The sequence below is a fragment of the Nonomuraea gerenzanensis genome (assembly GCF_020215645.1).
GTDB lineage: Bacteria > Actinomycetota > Actinomycetes > Streptosporangiales > Streptosporangiaceae > Nonomuraea > Nonomuraea gerenzanensis.
Genome location: NZ_CP084058.1, coordinates 8,210,027 through 8,228,410 on the forward strand (window position 1 = coordinate 8,210,027; position 18,384 = coordinate 8,228,410).

The window sequence follows — 18,384 nt, forward strand, 5'->3', positions numbered from 1 at the left end:
CTTGACAGGCTGCTTGTTACCGCTAACACTCGGGTAACCCCGCCGAAACAACGGGGTCCGCGCGGCGGCCTCCGCGACCCGGACGGCTCGCCCTACCGCCTACGCGCCAGGCGCGGAAGGCCCCTTCATGGCTGCCCTGAACCTCCCGGATGTTAGCGAGAACATGGCCTAGCGATAGCTCGGTGAAGGAAGAGGCCCCCAGTGCACGGTCCCCCCGACATCACCCGCCGGCACCTTCTCGGCGGCAGCCTCGCACTGCTCGGCGCCGCCGCCACAGGATGCGCGATCCCCGTGGGGCTCGGCTCGTCCCAGACCCGCGTGCAGTACTGGCACTTCCTCGGCGCCAGCGACGGCATCATCATGAACCAGATGGTCCAGGCGTTCGCCGAGCAGACCCCCGACATCTTCGTCGAGGAGAACGTGCTCGCCTGGGGCGAGCCCTACTACACCAAGATCGCGATGGCCGGCTCCGGCGGGCGCTCGCCCGACCTGGCCACCTTCCACCTGGCCCGGCTGGCCGGCATCGGCGCGGGCAAGATCCTCGACCCGATCAACGTCGAGCTGCTGGAGGAGGCCGGACTCAAGGCCGCCGATTTCAGCCCGCCCATCTGGGAGCGCGCCCATCTCGACGGCGTGCTGTACGCGATCCCGTTCGACGCGCACCCGATGGTGCTGTACTACAACACCGACCTCTGCGGGCGGGCGGGGCTGCTCGGGCCCGACGGCAAGCTGCTGCCCACCAAGGGCGTGGACGAGCTCATCGCCCAGCTCACCAAGGCCAAGGAGGTGATGGGCGGCAAGCCGCCGCTGGCCTTCGACGCGCTCGGCCTCGGCACGGTGGGCCCGTGGCGGGTGTGGTACGCGCTGTATGCACAGAGCGGCGGCACCCTGTTGTCGGACGACGGCACGAAAGTCACCATCGACGACGCCAAGGCGCTGGAGGCCCTGCGGCTCATGCAGCGGCTGGGCAAGGAGGGGCTGTGCGACTGGCGTACGGACTACGGCGCCTCCGTCGCCAAGTTCACCAACGGCGAGGCCGCGTTCCTGTGGAACGGCGACTGGGAGACCACCGGCCTCAAGGAACGCAGGACGCCGTTCAGCATGACCCGCTTCCCCGCCGTCCTCGGCACCGGCGCCGCGCAGGCCGACTGCCACTCGTTCGTGCTGCCGCACCAGCGCGACCGGGACCCCGAGGTGGAACGGGCCACCTACCGCTTCATCGCCTACCTGGTCAAGAACAGCGCCGACTGGGCGGTGGCCGGGCACGTGCCCGCGTACCTGCCCGCGCTCGAACAGCCCGAGTACCTGGCGTTGCAGCCGCAGTCGGAGTACCGCTCCGTCATCACCGAGGTCGCCCTCGACCCGCAGGTCTGGTACACCGGCTCGGCCTCGCGGCTGTGGATCGAGTTCGGTGAGGCGTTCTCCCCCGTCATCGGCGGCACGCGCACGCCGGAGGACGGCCTGGCCGCCGCCAAGGCCGCGCTGACCCGGCTGATGGCCGCCCCGAATCCCTTCCCCGACGAGGAGCGCTGATGACGACCACCGTCGCCGCCCCCGCGACCGCCGCCCCCGTCGCCACGCCCAAGGTCCGGCGCGGCTGGACCCAGCACGGGATGGTGTTCGTGGCGCCGTTCCTGCTGATCTACGTGGCCTTCCTCGTGTGGCCGACCCTGCTCGGCTTCCAGATGAGCCTGTCGAGCGTCAACATCGCCGGCGGCAACAACAAGTTCGTCGGCTTCGACAACTACGTCGAGGCGTTCGGCGACCCGCGCATGTGGCGCTCGTTGTGGAACACGGTGGTCTTCACCGTGCTGAGCACGATCCCGCTGGTCTTCCTCGGGCTGGTGTTCGCGCTGCTGGTGCACAACCTGCGGTTCGTGCAGTGGTTGTGGCGGCTGTCGTTCTTCGGGCCGTTCCTGCTGCCGTCGGCCGTCGTGTCGATCCTGTGGCTGCAGATGATCTACCCGCCCGACTACGGCCTGATCAACGGCACGCTCGGCACCGACGTGCTGTGGCTCGGCGACCCGTCCGTGGCCATGTGGTCGATGGTGCTGACCACCGTCTGGTGGACGGTGGGCTTCAACTTCCTGCTCTACCTGGCCGCCCTGCAGTCGATCCCGCAGCACCTGTACGAGGCCGCCGCCATCGACGGCGCCTCCGCCTGGGACAAGCTGCGCTCCATCACCCTGCCGCTGCTCGGCCGCACCACGGCGCTCATCGTGGTGCTGCAACTGGTGGCCTCGCTGAAGGTCTTCGACCAGATCTACCTGATGACCGGCGGCGGGCCGCAGGACTCCACCCGGCCGATCATCGAGTACGCCTACGACGTCGGCTTCACCGGTTACCGCACCGGCTACGCCTCGGCCGTGTCGTACATCCTGTTCGCCCTGATCGTCATCGTCTCCCTGGCGCAGCTCCGGCTGTTCCGCAAGCGCGAGGAGGTCGCGTCGTGACCAAGCGGTTCAGCTGGAGCCAGCTCATCCTGCTCGTCATCGCCCTGGTGCTGGCGGCCGTCTGGCTCGCCCCCGTCCTGTGGGCGGTGGCCACCTCGCTCAAGCCGGAGGACGAGACCACCAAGCTGCCGCTGCAGTGGTTCGGCAGCGAGCTCACCCTCGACTCCTACGCGCTGGTCCTGGGGACCGGCGGCATCGTCAAGTGGGCGATCAACTCGACCGTCACCGCGGTCATCGTCACGTTCCTGACCGTGCTGTTCTCCGCCATGGCGGCGTACGGCTTCGCCCGCACCCAGTTCAGGGGGCAGCGGGTGCTGCTGGCGCTGATCCTGGCGGGGATCATGGTGCCGCCGCAGGTGCTCATCGCGCCGCTGTTCGCCGAGATGGTCACGCTGGGGCTGGTGGACACCTGGTGGGCCATCATCCTGCCGCAGGTGGCGGCTCCGCTGATCGTCTACATCCTGGTCAAGTTCTTCCAGGACGTGCCGCCTGAGCTGGAGCAGGCCGCCTTCGTGGACGGGGCCGGGCGGTGGCGGGTCTTCTTCACCATCGTGCTGCCCCTGTCGCGGCCGGTCCTCGCCGCCGTGGCGATCTTCACGTTCATCACCACGTGGAACAACTTCCTGTGGCCGTTCCTCGTCTCCACCGATCCGAACACGATGACGTTGCCGGTGGGGCTGGCGAACGTGGTGCAGGGGACGTTCGGGCTGCGGTACGCGCAGATCATGGCGTCGGTGGTGCTGGCGGGGCTGCCGCTGCTCGTCGTGTTCGTGATGTTCCAGCGGCAGATCGTACGGGGGGTGGCGCACACGGGGCTGGCCGGTCAGTGAGGGTAGCCACGGCTGTCAGAAGGGCTCGTAGCAGTCGTAGTTGCGCTGGGCCACGATGCGGCCGTCGCGGAACTCCAGGAACACGCCGAGGTGGGCCCGGAGCACGTGGCCGGCGGGCAGGTCGCGCAGGGGGACGGCCAGGGTGCCGGTCCACAGGACCTCCAGGGCCACCTGGTCGCCGGACGCGACCGCGTTGCGCACCTCGAAGCGCTGCTCACTGATCACCTTGGCCCCGCGCTCTGCCGCCTCGCACAGGCCGTCGAGGTCGCGGACGGCGCCGCCGGGGAAGAGCAGGTTGGGCAGCTCGTGCTGGACCACGTCGGGGTGGAGGTAGGGCTCGGTGCCCGTGCCGTCGGCGACCGCCTGGTGGTAGCGGACGGCGAGGTCGATGTGGGGATGCATATTAACAACCGTAGTTGTACAACCATGGTTGTCAAGGGCAGGATGGGTGGCATGACCGTGGAGCCACGCGACCTCGATCTCGGCACCCTCGCCCTGTTCGTCGGCTCGGCCGCCGCCGCGGCCGTGCAGGAGGAGCTGGCCGCGCAAGGGTTCGCCGGGTTGCGGGTCTCCCATGGGTACGTCTTCCAGCACCTCGTCGAGGAGGGCCGGACGATCGGGGAGCTGGCCGGGCGGATGGAGGTCACGCAGCAGGCGGCGTCCAAGGTGGTGGGCGAGCTGGAAGGGCTGGGGTACGTCGAGCGGGTGCCGGATCCGCGCGACGCGCGCGTTCGGCGGGTGCGGCTGAGCCGGCGCGGGCGCGAGGCGGTGGCGGCGGCGCGGCGGGCCCGGGCGGCGCAGGAGGAGCGGCTGGCGGAGCTGGGCGGGCGCGCGCGGGTGGAGGAGTGCCGGGCGCTGCTCGCCGAGTTGCTCGGCGAGCTGGGCGGGGCCGGGGCCGTCCGGCGGCGGGAGGTCCGGCCGCCGCGGTGACGTCAGGTCGCGCGGCTCGTCCCTGAGGCGCCCCCGCAGGCCGCACGCCTGTTCACTTCTGGGGGACGAGCGTGCGCGCGCTCACTCCTGGACGAGCGTGTCCCCGCTCAGTTCTGGGCGAGCGGGCCGCGCTCACTCCTGGTGGACGAGCAGGACGAACGTGCGGGCGTAGGAGACGCCGCCGGCCGGTCGCGGCCAGTCGAGCTGCGCCAGCGCCCGCGACCCCGCCTCGTGGCAGGCGCCGTTGACCCGCACCTCGGCGGTCTGCGTGCCGGCGCCGCCGCCGAAGAACGCCTTGACCCCCACGAGGTGCTCCCGTTCGAGCGTGCCCTTGAGCGCCGGGGCCAGGTGCGGCAGCAGGACGTGCTGGACCGCCCACCGCTGCACGGCGTCGTGCTCGTCGCCCGTGCCCCAGCCGACGATGCCGCCGTGGATGGCGTGCCAGCCGGGGAAGCCGTCGGGGTCGCCCGGGGCGAAGTGGGCGGCGTGGGAGCCGTCCTGGACGAGGAGTTCGAGCAGGGCGCCGCCGGTCGTGCCGAGCCACATCTGGATCGCCCGGTCCACCGCCTCCTCGACGGTGGCGCCGTAGCCGGTGACGCAGTCGGAGATCGTGGTGTCGAGGTTGAGGACGAAGTCGAGGTCGAGGTGGGCGGGGCTGCCGGTGTGGTCGGCGCCGAGGCGTACGGCGAGCGTGCCCGGGCCCTCGGCCAGGCCGTCACGAACCTCCCAGTGCTGCCCCGTGGCCGCGCTCAGCTGCTCGGCGACCCTGCCGAGCACCACCTCGTCCGCCGGCCGTACGCCGTCCATGCCCGCACCCCTCGCCTCGCGCTCGCCTCGTCACCCGCCAGGCTAGTTGATCATCGAGTGGGCGGGCGCGCGATATTGAGCAGCCCGTCCGCCGGATCTCCGTGGCAGGGCGGGGCGAGCCAGGCGCGAGGGCCGTACGCGCGCCACAGCCGGGGCCAGCGGGCGGCGAACCCCTCGACGGTGGTCGGCCACGGCTCACCCGCCGGCCCACTGAAGCCGACACCGATGTCGTCGTCCTCCTCCCACCAGGCCTCCTCGTCACCGGTGATCGCGGTGTGCGCCCGGTGCGCCACGCCGAGGGCCTCCTCCAGCGTCGCGTCACCGTCCACGAAGGCCAGCTCCAGCTCCGCCAGCCGGTCGGGGTCGGTGGCGGCGACCTCGGCGACCCGTCTGCCGTGGCACACCAGCCAGGCGCGGAAGTACTCGAACCCGTCGTCGCTGCAGAAGTCGAGCATGATGGCGCCCGCTCCCCACAACTCCCAGGTGTAGAGCGCGTCCATGGCCTGCTCCCACTGCGCGCCGAACTCGCGCACCCGCGCGGCCGACGTCCGGCTCAGCCACTCCACCAGCAGCTCGATCTGGCCGAGTGCGTCGCCGCCCGCGTCGGCGCGGGCCCGCTCGACGAGCTCCCAGAAGGGTTCCAGGTCCACGGCAGGCAAACATACCGAACGGGTCCGACGTTGCCAGGGAACTGCCAGGAACGCGGGGTAGTCTGCCTCTGCATGAACTGCCCCCGAGTTCTCGTTCCCCCTGGTCCCGACGCTGGAGTCGCCGACCGCGGGCGCCCCGCGTGAGAATCCGCTACCTCATGCTGCACGCCTTCGGCATGGGCGGCACCATCCGCACGGTCGTGAACCAGGCGAACGCGATGGCCGCCGCCGGCCACGACGTCGAGCTGGTCAGTCTGGTACGGCGGCGCGACAACCCGCAGTTCGCCCTGGACCCCCGGATCACCGTCAGCACCCTGGTCGACCAGCGCGGCGGCCGTCAGGCGGACTCGGTGGCGCGCAGGGCGTGGCGCCGGGTGCGCGGGAAGATGGTGCCGCGGGGCGAGTTCGCGGCCGACTACTTCACCGAGCGGGTGGAGTGGGCCGCCATGGAGTACGTCTCGCGGCTGCGTGACGGCATCCTGGTCACCACCCGGCCGGCGTTGAACCTGATCTCCGCCCGGCGTACGCCGAAGACCGTCATCCGCGTCGCCCAGGAGCACATGAACCTGTCGGCCTACCCCGACACCATCCGCAGGGAGATCGCCCGCTACTACGACCGCTTCGACGCCATCACCGTGCTGACCCGCACGAACCGCCTGGAGTACCAGCGGCTGCTGCCCACCACCCCGATCGTGCAGATCCCGAACGCGGTGCACAAGGTCGAGCAGGAGCCCTCCCGCCAGGTGAGTCCCGTCGTGATCGCGGCCGGGCGGCTGGTGCCGCAGAAGGGGTTCGACCTGCTGATCCAGGCGTTCGCGCAGGTGGTGGCCGAGCATCCGGAGTGGCGGCTGCGCATCTTCGGCACCGGGCCGCGCAAGGGGCAGCTTCTGGGGATGGTCGAGCAGTACGGGCTGGGTGAGCACGTGACGCTGCCCGGGCGTACCGACCGGCTGGACAGGGAGCTGACCGACGCCTCCGTGTACGCGCTGAGCTCCCGCTTCGAGGGCCTGCCCATGGTGATGATCGAGGCGATGACGCACGCGCTGCCCGTGGTCGCCTTCGACTGCCCGACCGGCCCCGGCGACGTGCTGACCGACGGCGTGGACGGCGTGCTGGTCCCGCCGAGGGACGTGGACGCGCTGGCCGCCGCACTGAACCGGGTCATCGCCGACCGCGACCTGCGGGTGCGGATGGGTCGGGCCGCGCGCAGGACGTCGCGGGCGTACGGGCCTGAGCAGGTGATGCCGTTGTGGGAGGATTTGTTCGCGGAGCTGGCGGCGGGCGAGCGCGTCGCCGACAACTTCTGGCATCGCCGCTGAGCCGGCCGGGCTCCCCGGCGGGAAAGATTTACCTACTTTCGGGCTTCCCGGCCATATAGGGGCTTTCGTACTGCTAAGTCGCCTTTTTCGGCAAAGGCACTCCAAAGCGGGCGGCATTCTGTGCCGTATGCGTCATCGGAAGGCTTTTCTTGCTGCCAAGGCAGGCGCTCTTGCCCTGGTCACAGGGCTGACCGCGCCCGCGCATGCCGGCGTGACCACCGCTGCGGCCGTCGCTTCTGTACGGAGCGACGCGACCACCGCCCCGGCCGTCTCTTCCGTACGGAGCGATGCGCCCGCCGTGTACGGCCGTGCCGGTTATCTGCTGGACGCCTCGTCCGGCGAGGTCCTGTTCGACAAGGCCGGCGCCGAGCGGATGCCGATCGCCAGCCTGACCAAGACCATGACGGCGTACGTGGTGCTGCAGACCGCCAGGCCCACGGACGTGGTGCGGGTCACGCGCGCGGACGTCGCGTACGCGGAGGACGGCGGCGGCACCACCGCCGACCTGCGCCCCGGCGACCGCCTCACGGTCGGCGAACTGCTGTACGGCCTGATGCTGCCCTCCGGCGCCGACGCCGCCCACGCGCTGGCCCGCGCGTACGGGCCGGGGGTCGAGGGGTTCGTGGCCAAGATGAACGCCACGGCGCGCGCGCTCGGCATGAACGACACCCACTACGTCAACGCCGACGGCCTGCCCACCCCGGACGGCGACGGCTACTCCACCGCCAGGGACCAGGCCGTGCTGGCGGCCAAGGCGCTGCGGGTGCCGCTGATCAAGGAGGTTGCCGGCACCTCCCGGCACGCCCTCGACGCCACCGGCGAGCACCGCTCCTACTTCTGGCGCAACACCAACCGCCTGCTCGGCACGCCGGGCGCGATCGGGCTGAAGACCGGATTCACGCGGGCGGCCGGGTACTGCCTGGCGTTCGCGGGCGAGGCGGACGGGCGGCTGCTGGTCGGTGTCGTGCTGGACGAGTCGGTCTCCAGCCGCCGCTTCAGCACCGCCGAGGCGCTGCTCTCGTGGGGCTCCGCCCAGCAGTCGGCCTGACCCCGAGGCGCGCAGCGGTCCGGCCGGCCGCCGCACCATGGACCCCGGTGATCCTGTGGGCTAGTTTGCCCGACATGAAGCTTCGAATCGCGTTAGGCGCGCTGTCAGCGTCCCTCGTGCTCGCCGCCCCGCTCCCCGCCGCCCAGGCCGCCGCCGGTACGCCACGGCTGGGCTGGGAGCTCAAGGAGACAGGGGTGACCGCTCGCCTGCGCGGCCTGTCGCCCGTCAGCCGGCACGTGGTGTGGGCCTCCGGCTCAGGCGGGACCGTGCTGCGGACCGTGGACGGCGGACGTACCTGGCAGAACGTCTCCCCGCCCGACACGGCCACGCTCCAGTTCCGCGACATCGAGGCGTTCGACGCGAACCGGGCCGTGGCGCTGTCCATCGGCGCGGGCACGGACTCGCGCGTCTACCGGACCGAGGACGGCGGCCGGACCTGGGCGGAGACGTTCAGGAACGACGAGCCGCAGGCGTTCTACGACTGCATGGCCTTCTTCGACCGCCGCCACGGGCTGGCCATGAGCGACCCGGTGAACGGCCGCTTCCGCATCCTGGCCACGCAGGACGGCGGGCGGAGCTGGCAGGTGCTGCCGCCGGACGGGATGCCGGAGGCGCTGCCGGGCGAGGCGGGGTTCGCGGCGAGCGGGCAGTGCCTGGTCGCGGCGCCGGGCGGCCGTGACGCCTGGCTGGCCAGCGGCGGGGCCGAGCGGGCCCGGGTGTTCCACTCCCGCGACCGTGGCCACACCTGGACGGTCGCCGACACGCCGATCCTCGCCGGCGACCCGGCCCGGGGCGTCTTCGGCCTCGCCTTCCGCGACCGTCACCGTGGTATCGCGGTGGGCGGCGACTACCGTCCCGAGCAGCAGTCGCCCAGCGCGGGCGCGGTCAGCCGCGACGGCGGCGCCTCCTGGCAGCCCTCCTCCACGCCGCCGCCCGCCTATCGGTCGGGTGTCACCTGGCTGCCCCACTTTCCCTTCGCCGCCGTCGCCGTGGGGCCGTCCGGGAGTGATGTGACGTACTCGGGTGGGAGGGTCTGGGAGAGCTTCGACGGCGGGTCGTTCGACACGGTGGCCTGCACGCGGGATCGGTCTTGCTGGGCGGCGGGTGAGCAGGGGCGGGTCGCCAGGCTGACGGTCAAGTAGGCGGCACGGCGGTGCCGCTGGACGCGCGAGCCTCGCGCGTGCGGCGGTTGCTGCCAGGCCCGCGGACGTGGCGCGTGCGGTCGTTGCTGCAGGCCCGCCTACGTCTCGCGTGCGGAGGTGCCGGCAGGCCGCGGACCTTGCGCGGTGCGGCTGCGCTGCCAGGGTCGCGGACCTTGCATGTGGTGCGGCGGCGCTGCCAGGACTGTGGACCTTGTGCGCAGTGCGGCGGCGCTGCCAGGACTGTGGACCTTGTGCGCAGTGCGGCGGCGCTGCCAGGGCTGTGCGAACGTCGCGCGGGCGGTGGTGGTTCCGGGGTCCTTAGCGGACGCCGCGGGGGCGGAACTGGATGCTGATCCGGGGCCCCGACGGGCGGGCGGTCTTGGGGATCGCGTGCTCCCAGGTGCGCTGGCAGCTCCCGCCCATCACGATCAGATCCCCGTGCCCCAGGTCGTGCCGGATCGAGGGCCCGCCACCACGCGGACGCAGCAGCAGGGAGCGCGGGCTGCCGACCGAGATGATCGCGACCATGGTGTCGTGCGTGCTGCCGCGCCCGATCGTGTCGCCGTGCCAGGCCACGCTGTCGCGGCCGTCGCGGTAGAAGCACAGGCCCGCCGTACGGAACGGCTCGCCCAGCTCCGCGCCGTAGTGGCCGTCGAGCGCGCGCCTGGCGTCGTCGAGGATCGGATCGGGCAGGACCTCGTCCTCGTCGTAGAACTTCAGCAGCCGCGGCACGTCCACCACCCGGTCGTACATGCGCCGCCGCTCGGCGTGCCACGGCACGTCGTCCGCGAGGCGTTCGAACAGGATGTCGGCGCCCGTCACCCACCCTGGGCGCAGGTCGATCCAGGCGCCGTGGTCGAGGTGCGTGCGGCGGACGGTGTCGCCGAGCGGCCCGATGCCGAGCTCCTCGTCGAGAGCGAGCAAAGAGGCTTGGAACGCGGCTTTCATAGTGCCGAGTGTATGCGATACTTCAAACACCCATTCGATTTGAGGGAAGACCCTTTTTCGATCGACGGGTCGTGCCACGCTGGTGGCACCGGATATGAGTGGCGTCGCCCCTCGGCCCGCACCAGAGGTGCAGGAGCCACCCACCGCTTCGTCACGCGAAGGAGCAGGCCATGCTCACCACGCACTACCTTCCCGGCTCCCCCTGCTGGGTCGACGTCAGCACCCCCGACCCGGAGGCGTCGACCGCCTTCTACACCGGCCTCTTCGGCTGGGGCTCCATCTCGCTGGGGCCCGAGCACAGGCACTACCGCTTCTGCCAGCTCGACGGCCGGACGGTCGCCGGCATCAGCCCGCAGCTGCCACCAGGAGCCGTCCCGGCATGGCTGATCTACTTCCAGGCGCCCGACGCCGACGCCATCACGAAGACGATCGAGCAGGCGGGCGGCACCGTCGTGGCCGCGCCGTTCGACATCGAGGGGCAGGGGCGGATGGCGGTGTTCGCCGATCCGGCCGGGGCGGCGTTCGCCGTCTGGCAGCCCGGCGCGACCAAGGGCCTCGGGCTGGTCACCGACCCGGGCTCGCTGGGCTGGGTGGAGCTGTACACGCCCGACCCTGTCGGCATCCGCGCCTTCTACCAGTCGGTGTTCGGCTGGCGGATCGAGGATCTGCCGATGGGCGACGTGTCCTACCCCGTCATCTCGCCCGCGGAGGGCGACGAGTCGTCGGCGGCGGCCGGCATCGCCCAGCTCCAGGCCGGTGATCGGCCGCACTGGCTGCCGTACTTCGAGGTGTCCGACTGCGATGCCACGGTGGCCCTGGCGCAGCAGCTCGGCGCGACGATGCAGGCTCCGGCGATGACGACCGAGGGGGTCGGGCGGATGGCGTTCCTCACCGATCCGTTCGGAGCGCGCTTCGCGGTGATCACCAGCTCCGCCTGATCACGGGCCCGGCCCGGAGGGGCCGCCGGTCGGCCTGCACGCACGCAGTCCGTGCAGGCCGACCCTTCCCCGGCGTAGGCGAAGTCCCAGCTCAGGGGCTTGGTTCCGGATACTCATTCCCTCCGGGGAGCCGCCCTAACGCGCGATTCCTGTAACGTCCTCCTTGTGCTGAGGCGTTACATGATGGGCGCGGTGCTGGCCCGTACCGGGGATGAGATGTCCGGGCCCGCCCTGCTCGTCACGGGGCTGGCCGTCACCGGGTCGCCGCTGCTGGCCTCGTCCGTGCTGGCGGGGCTGACCGTCTCGGCCGCCCTCGGTGGGCCGCTGCTGGGGGTGCTGCTCGATCGGGCGCGGCGGCCGGGGAGGGTGCTGGGGTGGTGCCTGGGTGGGTACGCGGGTGGGCTGCTGGCGGTGGTCGGCGGGATGGCGGGGCAGGTGCCCGGGGGCGTGCTGGTGGCGGTCGCGGTGGTGACGGGGGTGCTCGGGCCTGCGCTCACGGGTGGGTGGACGGCGCAGCTTCCGCTGGTGGCGGGGGTGGGGAGGTTGGGGCGGGCTACGGCGTTCGATTCGATGAGTTACAACGTGGCTGGGTTGGCGGGGCCGGCGCTGGTCGGGGTGATCTCGTCGGTGGGTGGTGCGGTTGTGGCGGCGTTGGTCAGTGTGGGGATGTTGGTGGGGGCGTTGCCAGCTGCGGTGGGGTTGCCGTTGAGGGGCTCGCGGTTGGGGGTGGGTGAAGGGAGCGGAGGTGACGGCGGGGGGCGTGACGACGCGCCAAGTGACGATGGCGGGGGTGACGGTGGCGGGGACGACGGATGGCCGGGCGACGGTGGCGTGGGTGGCACCCGGGCGCGTGACGGACGGGTGCGTGACGGCGGGATGGGTGGGTGGCGGGTTGTGTGGGAGGAGGTGCGGGCCGGGTTTCGGGTGATCGTCTCGAACGGGGTGCTGCTGCGGGCGACCGTGGCGTCCATGGTGTCGTGTTGCGGGCTGGCCGTGGTGGTCGTGTCCGCCCCGGTGCTCGGTGCGCGGCTCAGCGGGGAGAGCGGGTATGGGGCGTTGCTGCTGGCTGTCGTCGCCGCCGGCGGGCTGGTGGCCAACGCGGCTCTGAGCGCGGCCTCGGGCTGGACCGCCTCTCGCTGGGAGTGGGTGCAGGCGGCCGGGACCGCGGTGCTGGGGGCCGGGGTGGTGGTGATGGCCTGCTCCGGGACGTACTGGGTGGCCGTGGTGGGGGCCGCCGTGGCGGGGGCGGGTGAGGGGCCGCAGCTCACCGCGCTCTTCGCGGTACGTCATCGCGAGGCGCCTGCCCGGCTGCGCGGTCAGGTGTTCACCACGGGCGCCAGTTTGAAGATCACCTCGTTCGCGATCGGGTCGGCGGTGGCGGGGCCGCTGGCCGCGTACTCGGTGAGCCTCGCCCTGCTGGCCGGCGCGGTGCTCCAGGCGCTGGCCGTCGCGGTGCTCGTCGTCAGGCGACGGACCGCCACCACCGCCTGAGCCGGACCGCACGGCCACCGCCCACCAGGCGGCTGCCGAGGTGCGGAGGCCGGCGGTCAGCCGCCGCCGGAGGTGCGGCGCAAGGACGTGGTGGTCAGCTGTCGGAGGCCGGTGAGGAGGCGGCGGTCAGCCACCGTGGTGAGCGAGGCGAGGAGGTGACGGTCGGTCGTCGGTGGTCAGTGACGCGAGGACGGGGCGGTCAGGTGTCGGAAGTGGGTGAGGTGCGGGAGCGGTGGGCGGCGACGCGTTCCCTGGTGGCGCAGCGGGTGCTGCAGTAGCGGCGCGGGCTGCCACCGCCCACGTCGAGGAACGGCCGCCCGCACCGCGCCGCCGCGCACAACCCGCCCGGCACCCGCTGGTGATCGGCGAGCAGCACGGCCAGCGCCATCGCCGACGACGTCAGGAACCACTCCCCCCACGGCGCGTCGTCCCCGCTGTCGACGTGCAGGTGCCAGCTCGAAGACCCTTCGTGGCTGGTCAGCCGGGGGGCCCGGGCCGACTCCGCGAGGAGCCGGTTGAGCAGGGCCGCCGCCTCGCCGGCGGTGGCCGCGCCCAGCACCTCGCGCAGCCGGGCCGCCGCCGCCCGCATCGCGGTCACGTCGTCCGCGCCCAGGTCGAGCTCCCCCGTCTCACCGTGCTCGCGCAGGACCCTCGTGATCGAGGCGACCGACGCCGGCTCGTACAGCAACGCCACGCACAGCTCCACGGCCCGCGCGGCCATCGCCTTGGTCGAATGCACCTTCACCCTTGCAGGGTATGGTCAGCCCGCGTGGTCGTAGCAGCTCTTGCGTCCGGCGGCCCTGGCGGCCGGTCGCGGGTGGCCGGTGACGGGTGGCCGGTCGCGGGTGGCCGGTGGCCGGTTCTGGGCGTGCGCTGGGTGGCGATGCGCCCCCACCCGTTCCAGGCAGCGGGTTCAGAGCGGGCGGCGGCCGGCGAAGCCCAGCTCGGTGCGGTGGTACCAGCCCAGCTCCCGCTCCCCCTCGATCCAGCACAGCCGCACGGGGGCCCCGTCGAGCAGTGAGGGGAAGTCGACGAGCACGGGGGCGATGCCCTTGACCTCGATGCCCTGCTCGTTCCACCCGCTCAGGATCTCCTCGATCCTGGCCTGCAGGCCCTTCAGCTCGGGCAGGCCGCCCAGCTCGGACCGGCCGCCGGTGCGCCGCTGGAAGTCGATCTCGGCCAGGTCGGCACGGGCGGCGATCAGCTCCGCCGCCTCCCTGATGACGGCGGGGAGCAGCGCGCGGGCCTCGTCGAGGGTGAAGATCCGCTCCATGGGGCCACGTTAGCGGTTCGGCTCGTAGGCGTGGATGAGCAGTCGCTCGGCGTGGTCGAGGTAGTCGTCGAGGTAGGCGGCGGCCTCCTCGGGGCGGTCCGACTCGATCAGGCCGACCAGCGTGAGGTTGCGCTCGACGAACGGCTCGTGGAAGGCCCGCGGGTTCTCCATGACGTGGAAGACCAGGCGCAGCTCGGCCAGGAGCTGGCGCATGGCCTCGTCGATCCTGGGGCTGTCGTTGAGTGAGACGAGCGCCTGGTGGAAGCGGATGTTGGCGGTGCCGACGCCCTGCCAGTCGTCCTTGGCGGCGGCTCGCCGGGCGTCGGCCACCGCCTCCTTGATCACGGCCAGCGCCTCCTGCGACGGCTTGCGGCGTACGGCGGCGCCTTCCAGGACGCGGCGCACACGGTAGAGGTCGAGCACGTCCTCCACCGACGGCAGCCGGACGAACACTCCCCTGTTGAGCCGGTGGTCGAGCAGCCCCTCGTGGCTGAGCAGCCGGAACGCCTCGCGCAGCGTGTTGCGCGACACGCCTAGCGCTTCGGAGATGGACTCCTCCGACAGCCGCTGGCCGGGCTGGAAGAAGCCTTCGATGATGCGGTCGCGCAGGATGTCGGCCACCCGCTCCGCCGTGCTGCTGCGGCCCAGCCGGGGGCGGTCCTGGGAGAGGTCGGCGACCACGTTGTCCACAATTGACAGCGAATCATGGAGCAAACCTCTTGTCGAATTGTTCAACGATCCATACGTTGATAAATATCCCCCCTCAGACTACAAGGAGCGATCGGATGTCAGGCTCCATGCAACAGACGCGGCGGGTGATCCTCGCCAGCCTGATCGGTACCTCGCTGGAGTGGTACGACTTCTTCCTCTACACCACCGCGGCGACCCTGGTGTTCCCCTCGCTGTTCTTCCCCTCGCTCGACCCGTTCACCGCCACCCTGGCGTCGCTGACCACCAACGCCGTGGCGTTCGTGGCCCGGCCGCTCGGCGGGGTGGTGTTCGGGCACTTCGGCGACCGGGTGGGCCGCAAGAGCGTGCTCGTGGTGACGCTGCTGGTGATGGGCATCTCGACGTTCCTCATCGGCGTGCTGCCCGGTTACGCCGCCATCGGCGTGCTGGCCCCGATCCTGCTCGCGGTGCTGCGCTTCGTCCAGGGGCTGGGGCTCGGCGGCGAGTGGGGCGGCGCGGTGATCATGTCGCTGGAGCACGGTGACGGCCGGCGGCGCGGCTTCAACGCGAGCTGGCCGCAGGTCGGCGTGCCCGCCGGTTACGTGCTGGCCACCGGCCTGCTGACCATCCTGTCCTTCACGCTGTCGGACGCGGCGTTCCTGTCCTGGGGCTGGCGGGTGCCGTTCCTGCTGTCCGGGGCGCTGGTGTTCGTGGGCCTGTGGGTGCGGCTGCGGATCACCGAGTCGCCGCTGTTCGCTGAGGTGGAGCAGCGGGGCGCCAAGGCGAAGATGCCGCTGGTGGAGGTGCTGCGCACGCATCCGCGCGCGCTGCTGTCGGCCTTCACCGCGCGCATCGGGGTGGACGTGGCGTTCTACACCTTCACCGCGTACATCATCGTCTACATCACCGGCCAGCTCGACCTGCCGCGTTCGTACGCGCTGAACGCCGTGCTCATCGGCTCGGCCCTGCAGCTCGCGCTGATCCCGCTGGCCGGCGCGCTGTCCGACCGGTACGGCCGGCGCCCCGTCTACTTCGCCGGCGTGGTCGGGGCGGCGGTGTGGGTGTTCGTGTTCTTCCCGCTGCTCGACACGAAGTCCTTCCCGCTGATCGCGCTGGCCGCCGTGGTGGCGCTGGTCACGCACGCCGCCATGTACGGCCCGCAGGCCGCGTTCATCGCCGAGCTGTTCAGCACCCGGCTGCGCTACAGCGGCGCGTCGATGGGTTACCAGGTCGCCGGCATCGTCGGCGGCGCGCTGGCCCCGATCATCGCGCTGCAGCTCTTCCAGACGTACCAGACGACGGTCGCGGTCTCGATCTACGTGGTCGCCGCCCTGGCCGTCACCGCCGTGGGCCTGGCCATCGCGCCGGAGACCCGCGACCTCGACCTGGCCGAGCCGCCCAGGGCCAGGACCCCTCAGGCGGGGCCGTACGCCTGATCTCGGATCGCCGCGAAAGGCGCGGGCGGCGGCTGCCGACGCCGCCCGCGCGGAAAGGGTCCGCATGAGAACAGCTCTGGCCGTCGCCGCCGCGCTCCTCGCGATCCCCCTGCTCATCGGGGCCTGGGGAGGCATGGAGAGCACCGGCGGCGGCGAGGTGGCCGTCGTCCGCGACGGCGGCCCGCTCGACGACAACCGGGTCCGCCAGGTCATCGACCCCGGCTCGGGCCTGACCTGGACCGGCATGTGGTCCGCCGTCCACCTCTATCCGGCGCAGCAGCGCTTCTACACGATCACCGCGGACGCCAAGCGGGCCACCACGCTCGGCGTGGACGTGGTGACGGTGCCCAGCAGCGACGGCGTGAACCTGGGCATCGAAGGCACCCTCTACTTCACGCTCAATCTCGACCACGAGACGCTGAAGCAGTTCGACGACAAGTACGGCACCCGGACCTTCCGCGCCGGCGACGGCTCCCTCTACCCGTGGGACGGCGACGAGGGCTGGAGCGCGTTCTTCGGCCAGGCCGTCAGGCCGGTGATCGACAACGCGCTGCGCGGTCAGATCGGCGCCATGCGCTGCGCCGAGCTGGTGCCCTCCTGCTCGCTGCTGAAGAGCTCCGCGCTCCAGCCGCAGGACAGCAACGCCAACATCACCAAGGTGCAGAACGCGGTCAACGCCTCCCTCGCCCGCGACCTGCCCGTCATGCTCGGCGGGAACTTCCTGACCGGCCTGCGCTTCACGCTGGCGAAGGTGACCCTGCCCGCCGACGTGCAGCAGGCCGTGGACCGGTCGCTGTCGGCCGCCGCCGCCGTCTCCGAGGCCGAGGCCAAGGTGGCCCAGGCCAAGGCCGAGGCGGAGGCGAACCGGGCCAGGCAGGACGGCTACGACAAGTGCCCCGCCTGCGCCGAGATCGACAAGCTCCGATCGCTGCCCCAGGGCATCACCGTGTACGCGCCCGGCAACCCTCAGTCGGTGGTCGTCCCGTCCAGGTAGGGGTTGTGACGCAATCGCCATCGATTCACAGAACAAGCAGCGGCGAAACGGCATAAACTGCGCGCCTGTGAGCCTGCCTGTACGAGAACGTTCCCCTCGGCCGGGCGGCGGTCGTCACCGCCGTCCCGTGCCCACGTCCTTGCCGCCCGACGCCCCCGTGCTCGTGCTCGCCACCCCCGGCGGCACCGCCGGCGTGGCCGAGGAGATCGCGTCCGTGGTCCGCGTCGACAACCCGCAGATCGAGGTGCGTCTGACGAGCGTCACCGACCTGGCAGACTCGCTGCCCGCCGGCCGTGACGCCGTCATCGTGCCCCTGCTCACGTGGGACGATCCCGTCATCATGGCGGAGATCGGCAAGGCCGTCGCGGCCAGCGGCTCCGGGGCCGTCGTCACCGAGGCGCTCGGGCCGCACCCGCTGCTGGCCGAGGCCCTGCACATCCGGCTGGCCGAGCGCGGCCTGGCCAGGGCCGACCGCGTCCGCCTGCTGAACGTCTCCAGCCCCGTGGACGCCGTCGTCCTGGCCACCGTGGGCGGGCCCCGCGCGGTGCACGCCGTACAGGCCACCTCGGTGCTGCTGGCGTCCCGGCTCACGCTGCCGGTGGTCGCCGCCTCGCTGGACAGCGACCCCACCGTCGCCGTCGCCGCCCAGCGGCTGCGCGCCGCGGGCGCGGAGCGGCTGGCCATCGCGCCCTGCATGATCGGCCACGAGGCCCCCGCCGGGATCGTCGAGCAGGCCGCCACGTCGATCAACGCGGGCCACGCCGAGCCGCTCGGCTCCCACAGCGCCGTGGCCGAACTTGTCGCGCGAGCTTACGGGAGTCAACTCGCGACTTGACAAGGGCTTGTAAAGATCACCGGACTCGCGTTACCTTCTCCGCATGCGCCGTGTGGTCTGCAATGGCGAACGACTCGGCCTCCGTGACGTGGCGGAGGCCGACGTGGCCGCCCTGCACACCATCTACAGCCATCCCGCCGCCGTCCAGCACGCGCCCTTCGCCCCGCGCAGCCTCCGGGAGGTCACCGACCTCATCGAGGAGGCCATGACGGCCGCCGCCACCGAGCCGCGCCGCCTGTACGTGCTGGCCGTGGTCGACGCGGCCCGCCGCGACGTGATCGGCGTGGCCAGACTCCGCATCGAGACCGAGCTGCCGCACAGCGCGGAGATCGGGTTCGGGCTGCATCCCGATCAGTGGGGGCGGGGCATCGGCACCGATCTCGTACGGCTGCTGCTGTCGTTCGGGTTCAAGCAGCTCGGGCTGCATCGCATCTGGGGCGCCCGCGCGCCCGCCAACCTGCCCGCCCAGCTCGCGATGCTGACGGCGGGCATGGTCGAGGAGGGCCGCATCCGGCATCACCTGAACACGCCGAACGGCTGGCGCGACTCGATCGTGCACTCCGCGATCGAGGGCGAGTGGAGCGACCGCTAGGTGTGGTGATCCTGTGTTGCTGACCTGCG

General features: G+C 71.9%; 20 protein-coding genes. 13 read left to right on the top strand and 7 right to left on the bottom strand.

Annotated features, from left to right (window positions below; all coding sequences use genetic code 11):
* The first annotated feature begins 201 nt into the window (after positions 1-201).
* Genes LCN96_RS38195 through LCN96_RS38205 form a run of 3 tightly spaced genes read left to right on the top strand, consistent with a single transcriptional unit; the run spans position 202 to position 3,283 of the window.
* Positions 202-1,533: an extracellular solute-binding protein gene (locus tag LCN96_RS38195; RefSeq protein ID WP_225267292.1), complete on the top strand. Its 1,332-nt coding sequence runs from the start codon at positions 202-204 to the stop codon at positions 1,531-1,533.
* Positions 1,533-2,453: a carbohydrate ABC transporter permease gene (locus LCN96_RS38200; protein WP_225267293.1), complete on the top strand. Its 921-nt coding sequence runs from the start codon at positions 1,533-1,535 to the stop codon at positions 2,451-2,453. Before LCN96_RS38195 ends, LCN96_RS38200 begins: the two co-directional genes overlap by 1 nt.
* Complete coding sequence (locus LCN96_RS38205; protein ID WP_225267294.1) at positions 2,450-3,283, top strand: carbohydrate ABC transporter permease; 834 nt, start codon at positions 2,450-2,452, stop codon at positions 3,281-3,283. Before LCN96_RS38200 ends, LCN96_RS38205 begins: the two co-directional genes overlap by 4 nt.
* 15 nt (positions 3,284-3,298) lie before the next feature.
* On the opposite strand, the gene LCN96_RS38210 is transcribed toward LCN96_RS38205, so the two are convergent.
* On the bottom strand, positions 3,299-3,685 hold the full coding sequence (locus tag LCN96_RS38210) for a nuclear transport factor 2 family protein (RefSeq protein WP_225267295.1): 387 nt from the start codon (positions 3,683-3,685) through the stop codon (positions 3,299-3,301).
* A gap of 51 nt (positions 3,686-3,736) precedes the next feature.
* Between LCN96_RS38210 and LCN96_RS38215 the strand changes: the two genes are divergently transcribed.
* Positions 3,737-4,213, top strand: a complete 477-nt coding sequence (locus tag LCN96_RS38215; RefSeq protein WP_225267296.1) for a MarR family winged helix-turn-helix transcriptional regulator — start codon at positions 3,737-3,739, stop codon at positions 4,211-4,213.
* 132 nt (positions 4,214-4,345) lie between these two features.
* Here LCN96_RS38215 and LCN96_RS38220 read toward each other — a convergent pair whose 3' ends face one another.
* Both LCN96_RS38220 and LCN96_RS38225 read right to left on the bottom strand, forming a co-directional pair.
* A complete protein-coding gene (locus LCN96_RS38220; protein ID WP_225267297.1) occupies positions 4,346-5,020 on the bottom strand; it encodes a DUF6348 family protein in 675 nt (224 codons plus the stop codon).
* Positions 5,021-5,070: 50 nt separating this feature from the next.
* Positions 5,071-5,670 (bottom strand): DUF4240 domain-containing protein, encoded by a 600-nt coding sequence (locus LCN96_RS38225; RefSeq protein ID WP_225267298.1) that lies wholly within the window; start codon positions 5,668-5,670, stop codon positions 5,071-5,073.
* Positions 5,671-5,810: 140 nt separating this feature from the next.
* Here LCN96_RS38225 and LCN96_RS38230 point away from each other — a divergent pair, with 140 nt between their 5' ends.
* The 3 genes from LCN96_RS38230 (at position 5,811) to LCN96_RS38240 (ending at position 9,179) form a co-directional block, all read left to right on the top strand.
* The gene (locus LCN96_RS38230) at positions 5,811-6,989 is read left to right on the top strand and encodes a glycosyltransferase family 4 protein (protein ID WP_225267299.1); all 1,179 of its coding nucleotides are present in this window, start codon (positions 5,811-5,813) and stop codon (positions 6,987-6,989) included.
* Positions 6,990-7,200: 211 nt separating this feature from the next.
* Positions 7,201-8,037, top strand: a complete 837-nt coding sequence (locus tag LCN96_RS38235; RefSeq protein ID WP_225267300.1) for a D-alanyl-D-alanine carboxypeptidase family protein — start codon at positions 7,201-7,203, stop codon at positions 8,035-8,037.
* 74 nt (positions 8,038-8,111) lie between these two features.
* Positions 8,112-9,179: a WD40/YVTN/BNR-like repeat-containing protein gene (locus LCN96_RS38240; protein WP_225267301.1), complete on the top strand. Its 1,068-nt coding sequence runs from the start codon at positions 8,112-8,114 to the stop codon at positions 9,177-9,179.
* 318 nt (positions 9,180-9,497) lie between these two features.
* Here LCN96_RS38240 and LCN96_RS38245 read toward each other — a convergent pair whose 3' ends face one another.
* The gene (locus LCN96_RS38245; RefSeq protein WP_225267302.1) at positions 9,498-10,127 is read right to left on the bottom strand and encodes an alpha-ketoglutarate-dependent dioxygenase AlkB; all 630 of its coding nucleotides are present in this window, start codon (positions 10,125-10,127) and stop codon (positions 9,498-9,500) included.
* 170 nt (positions 10,128-10,297) lie between these two features.
* Between LCN96_RS38245 and LCN96_RS38250 the strand changes: the two genes are divergently transcribed.
* Together LCN96_RS38250 and LCN96_RS38255 are read left to right on the top strand one after the other, a co-directional pair.
* Positions 10,298-11,065: a VOC family protein gene (locus LCN96_RS38250; protein ID WP_225267303.1), complete on the top strand. Its 768-nt coding sequence runs from the start codon at positions 10,298-10,300 to the stop codon at positions 11,063-11,065.
* A 165-nt stretch (positions 11,066-11,230) separates the two neighbouring features.
* Positions 11,231-12,556, top strand: a complete 1,326-nt coding sequence (locus LCN96_RS38255; RefSeq protein WP_225267304.1) for an MFS transporter — start codon at positions 11,231-11,233, stop codon at positions 12,554-12,556.
* Between the two features lie 199 nt (positions 12,557-12,755).
* Here LCN96_RS38255 and LCN96_RS38260 read toward each other — a convergent pair whose 3' ends face one another.
* The 3 genes from LCN96_RS38260 to LCN96_RS38270 all read right to left on the bottom strand — a co-directional run bounded on the left by LCN96_RS38260 (position 12,756) and on the right by LCN96_RS38270 (position 14,519).
* Positions 12,756-13,301: a CGNR zinc finger domain-containing protein gene (locus LCN96_RS38260; protein WP_225267305.1), complete on the bottom strand. Its 546-nt coding sequence runs from the start codon at positions 13,299-13,301 to the stop codon at positions 12,756-12,758.
* A gap of 168 nt (positions 13,302-13,469) precedes the next feature.
* On the bottom strand, positions 13,470-13,829 hold the full coding sequence (locus LCN96_RS38265; protein ID WP_225267306.1) for a DUF2203 domain-containing protein: 360 nt from the start codon (positions 13,827-13,829) through the stop codon (positions 13,470-13,472).
* A gap of 9 nt (positions 13,830-13,838) precedes the next feature.
* Positions 13,839-14,519, bottom strand: a complete 681-nt coding sequence (locus LCN96_RS38270) for a GntR family transcriptional regulator (RefSeq protein ID WP_225267307.1) — start codon at positions 14,517-14,519, stop codon at positions 13,839-13,841.
* Between the two features lie 95 nt (positions 14,520-14,614).
* Between LCN96_RS38270 and LCN96_RS38275 the strand changes: the two genes are divergently transcribed.
* The 4 genes from LCN96_RS38275 (at position 14,615) to LCN96_RS38290 (ending at position 18,355) form a co-directional block, all read left to right on the top strand.
* Complete coding sequence (locus LCN96_RS38275) at positions 14,615-15,934, top strand: MFS transporter (protein ID WP_225267308.1); 1,320 nt, start codon at positions 14,615-14,617, stop codon at positions 15,932-15,934.
* A gap of 64 nt (positions 15,935-15,998) precedes the next feature.
* Positions 15,999-16,928, top strand: a complete 930-nt coding sequence (locus LCN96_RS38280; RefSeq protein WP_225267309.1) for an SPFH domain-containing protein — start codon at positions 15,999-16,001, stop codon at positions 16,926-16,928.
* A gap of 127 nt (positions 16,929-17,055) precedes the next feature.
* Positions 17,056-17,763, top strand: a complete 708-nt coding sequence (locus tag LCN96_RS38285; RefSeq protein WP_225267310.1) for a sirohydrochlorin chelatase — start codon at positions 17,056-17,058, stop codon at positions 17,761-17,763.
* Positions 17,764-17,806: 43 nt separating this feature from the next.
* Entirely contained in the window at positions 17,807-18,355 is a 549-nt protein-coding gene (locus LCN96_RS38290; protein ID WP_225267311.1) for a GNAT family N-acetyltransferase, read from the top strand.
* Positions 18,356-18,384: the final 29 nt, after the last annotated feature.